The sequence below is a fragment of the Brachyspira catarrhinii genome (assembly GCF_005518285.1).
In the GTDB taxonomy this organism is placed as follows: Bacteria; Spirochaetota; Brachyspiria; order Brachyspirales; family Brachyspiraceae; genus Brachyspira; species Brachyspira catarrhinii.
Genome location: NZ_SJDU01000405.1, coordinates 1 through 1,919, shown reverse-complemented (window position 1 = coordinate 1,919; position 1,919 = coordinate 1). Strand labels below are relative to the sequence as shown.

Here is a 1,919-nt window from a genome sequence, read left to right as displayed (position 1 = left end):
GAAAATTATTCACGGACAAAGTTAACGATAGAGATTGGCTAGATGAAGCGAGAAGATATTATACGAATATCGTGGGTAAATACGGTCCTCATGTTCAACATCTCCTCAAAAAAGCGGGCGGAATCATAGACAAAATAAAAATATTCTGTCCTTTGCATGGTCCCGTTTGGAGAAAGGATTTGGGATATATACTCGAAAAATACGACAAATGGAGCACTTATGTTCCAGAAGAAAAAGGCGTTTTAATCGTTTACGCTTCGATGTATGGAAACACGGAAGATATGGCGGGGGTTCTTGCGGCTAAACTTGCCGACAAGGGAGTGACAAATATAGTTATGCATGATGTGTCAAGCACGCATGTATCTTATTTGATTTCCGACACTTTCAAATTGAGCCATGTCGTTTTGGCATCCGTTACATACAATTTGAATATTTATCCGCCTATGTATGAATATTTGCATGATATGAAGGCGCTTAATCTTCAAAAGAGAAAATTTGCCATCATAGAAAACGGTTCTTGGGCTCCTAAATCGGGCGCTTTGATGCAAGAGTTTATAGAAAATAATCTTAAAAATTCCGAAGTATTAGACGCTCAAGTTTCGGTATCTTCTTCTATGAAAGACGCGAATATAGGCGAAATGGACGCTTTGGTGGACGCTATAGTAGAATCTATCAAACAACAAAAATAAAGCTTTTTAATTTAATGATTTAATAAATTAATTAGAAAGTTAGAAAATTAAAGCCGATGGAGAATTAATAATTTTCCATCGGCTTTTTATTTATAAATTATTTAATTTACAAAGTTTTTGTAATTTTCTTATTTTTTTCGATAAAAATATAAAATTTTACTTAAGTTTTTTAATTAATGCATTATAATTTTAATATAAATTTAAAAAATCATAAAAATCAAGGAGAAAACAAATGATAAAAAAAATAACTTTAATGACTATTATAATTTTAGGAGTAATAGCCTGTTCGAAAAAAACATTCAAAATTAATGTAAACGGTAATGAATATATAATAAGCTTTACCAATATTAACGATATTTTAGTAGAAGATATGGAAGGAATGACGCATTTAATGTATGCTTCGATATTAGGCAATTTGGAAGTAGTCAAACATTTGCGTGTCTTCGGCAACGGCTATGGCAATATATTTATTTTAATCGATTAATCGCTTTCTCATAACCCAAATTTGCGGATTTTTTCAAACTCTTCTCCGCAATTTTCAAATATTTTTCTTTTTTAATTTCATCTTTTTCATGCCTAATTAAAATGTTATATAATTTATAAATATCGTAATACGCGATATAATCTTCGCCGTTCGTCTCCAAAACTTTTTTCAAATATTTAATCGCTTTCTTATATTTTTTTTGTTTTCTGAATATAACGGAAATCAAATAATAAGCGTCCGAGTTGGATTTATTTATCGAAACCGCTTTCTCCAAATCTTCCAAAGCTTCTTCGAGCCGATTTAATTCAATATAAACTTCGGCTCTATTATAATAAATTTCGCTATCATACGGATAAATTTCTATCGACTTGTTATAAGTTTCCAAAGCCTTATCGTAGGATTTTGTATCGTAATAAACTCTCGCCAAATTGTAATAAGCGTCCAAATTTTTTTCGTCTAATTCAATTACTTTAAGTAAATTCTCTGTCGCCTTTTCGTAATCTTTATTTTGAATATCGCTTAACGCTTCGTAAAAATAACGGTTTTCTTTATTTATCATTTTCAAGCTCAATAATTTTTAATTTGTATAAATTATATAAAAGCGATTGTAAAATGTCAAAATATTTTTAACTATTTCCTTACAGGCATTATAAATCCTACAATTATTTATTATAATTTTAATAAATAAACTATTGACATTTTTTATAAAACATGCTATAATTTCTTTAAATTGATAGAATTATTAA

General features: G+C 29.2%; 3 protein-coding genes. 2 read left to right on the top strand and 1 reads right to left on the bottom strand.

Annotation, left to right across the window (positions count from 1 at the left end):
- Together EZH24_RS10975 and EZH24_RS10970 are read left to right on the top strand one after the other, a co-directional pair.
- Window positions 1-689, top strand: a 689-nt coding sequence (locus EZH24_RS10975; RefSeq protein WP_137999153.1) for a flavodoxin domain-containing protein, incomplete at its 5' end; no start/stop codon positions are given.
- Window positions 690-921: 232 nt separating this feature from the next.
- Window positions 922-1,173 (top strand): hypothetical protein, encoded by a 252-nt coding sequence (locus EZH24_RS10970; RefSeq protein ID WP_137999152.1) that lies wholly within the window; start codon window positions 922-924, stop codon window positions 1,171-1,173.
- On the opposite strand, the gene EZH24_RS10965 is transcribed toward EZH24_RS10970, so the two are convergent.
- Window positions 1,157-1,732, bottom strand: a complete 576-nt coding sequence (locus EZH24_RS10965; protein ID WP_137999151.1) for a tetratricopeptide repeat protein — start codon at window positions 1,730-1,732, stop codon at window positions 1,157-1,159. The genes EZH24_RS10970 and EZH24_RS10965 overlap by 17 nt on opposite strands.
- Window positions 1,733-1,919: the final 187 nt, after the last annotated feature.